Origin of the sequence: Teichococcus vastitatis, assembly GCF_003604215.1 — a bacterium.
Taxonomy (GTDB): Bacteria; Pseudomonadota; Alphaproteobacteria; order Acetobacterales; family Acetobacteraceae; genus Pseudoroseomonas; species Pseudoroseomonas vastitatis.
In genome coordinates this window covers 1-1,653 of sequence record NZ_QXGS01000137.1, presented here as the reverse complement: position 1 = coordinate 1,653, position 1,653 = coordinate 1, and the positions used below count along the sequence as shown (strand labels likewise).

At 69.6% G+C, this 1,653-nt stretch carries 1 protein-coding gene; it reads right to left on the bottom strand.

Translation table 11 applies throughout. The features are described 5' to 3' along the window. Nucleotides 1–1,517 (bottom strand): ISNCY family transposase gene (locus D2K64_RS23495; RefSeq protein ID WP_370765159.1). Its coding sequence is split into 2 segments (ribosomal slippage), with 1,518 coding nucleotides annotated over them: nt 1–635 and nt 635–1,517; the frame shifts between segments, so codons are not numbered across the junction. This gene is flagged as partial in the annotation. Between the last annotated feature and the right edge of the window lie 136 nt (nt 1,518–1,653).

Below are 1,653 nucleotides of genomic sequence, written 5' to 3'. Positions count from 1 at the left end.
GTAGGCCGGCAAAATCAGCTGGCAAGCTTGCTGTTCCAGGATGGCCAGATAGGCGGCGGGATCGCGGCGGAATTGGGTGCGTAGTGTCCGCGCGTGTCGCCGCTGTTCGAGACGGCGGCGGAGTTCAGCCCAGCGTTCTTTGCTGGCACGGCCGAGTTCACGCGAGCCCGGCGGGCGCAACCTGGTGGCGGTAGCCGCGATCAGCCGAACCTCGCCGCGCAGCACCGCTGCTGGCGAGGCTGCCTTTCGCCCTGTGGCGCGCCGCTCGTGATAGCGTTGGGAGCCGAACAGTTGCTCAAGGTCGTTGTTGGTGCGCGCCAAGCCCGGCACTGCGTAGCAGTGGAACAGCCCAGGGCGGTAGCTGCGGGCGACCTTGACGAAGTGGTCAATGGCAGCGGAGAGCACGCCGGCACGGTTGCGGTGCCGGTGCATGGCCGCGAGCAGGCCGTCGAACCGGCGTCGCACAACGGCAGCGCTCTCGCCGGCCGCGTTGCCCAGCAGCCGGGCCGCAGCATGCACCCAGGTATAGGCGCGTTCCACCTCCGGCCACAGTGGGGCGGTGTTCTCCAGGCCGCGGCTGATCAGCCGGCGCAGCCGCGCGAGCGGCGCGGGGGGCGTGTCGCCCCCTTTTCCAGGACCCGGTCCAGGCTGCCTGCCACGGCCTCCAGCCGCCGCTTGAGCTTCAGGCCAGGAGCCCCAAGCGGGGTGCGGCCGTCGTCGGTGATGGCACTGCGCACCGCGGCACAGTAGCCGCGCACCACCTCCGCCTCCGCATCGTCGCGGCCCTCGATCGCTCGCTCGAGGGGGCGTACGCCGCGCACCTGCTTCTTGAGCTCCTTCTTGGCGTGCCGATCGGCCTCGAACACCGGGTTCGCCGCCTCACGCAGAAAGTGGAACTGGCAGAGCTGGTGCGGCACTCCGGGCAGTGCCTTGGCGACAGCGCGGCGGATCGAGGTCTGCCCGTCGCTGAGCACGCCCTCCACCGGCACGCCGACCGCGTCTGCTGCTTCCCGTAACAGAGGCGCCAGATCATCGGCGGTGCCCGAGAGCAGGCTGCGCGCCAGCACCACCTCGCCCGAGATGCACTCGCGCACTACCCACAGCACTTCGTGACCGACGTCGGGCTGCATCCCGTCCAGCGCCAGGATGACCCGCCCCTGGTCACGCAATACGCGTCGCAGACGTGCCCCGCTGGTCAGCGAGGTGGCCAGCAATTCGTCGTAGCGGTCCAGCAGGTTGGTCACGCTGCGCTCGGCGATCACCACTCCGCGTCCGCGCAGGATGGCATGGATCTCCGGCACGCTGCGGTGGTCGCCATGTCGCAGCACCCCCACCAATGCCACCACGTCCAGGCCAAACTCGTGCTGCGGCAGCGCAATCGCCCCCTCCGCCTCAGGCCGATAGGGTCGATGATGCTGTGCACAGCCCGCCACCTCGCAGCGACGGATCTTGAGCCGCAGCCGCATGGCCCCCGACAGCGTCACCAGCGTGCGTTGGTTCTCGTACCGGATCCGCATGCCACCGCCGCAGGCCGGACACAGCCGTCGTGCCGGAACCAGCACCCGCTCCCGGTCAGGCCGCATCCTCGCCGACATCCTGGCCATCCTCCAACTCCCCCAGGGCAATCACACCGCTGTAGGAACCGTGTTAGCA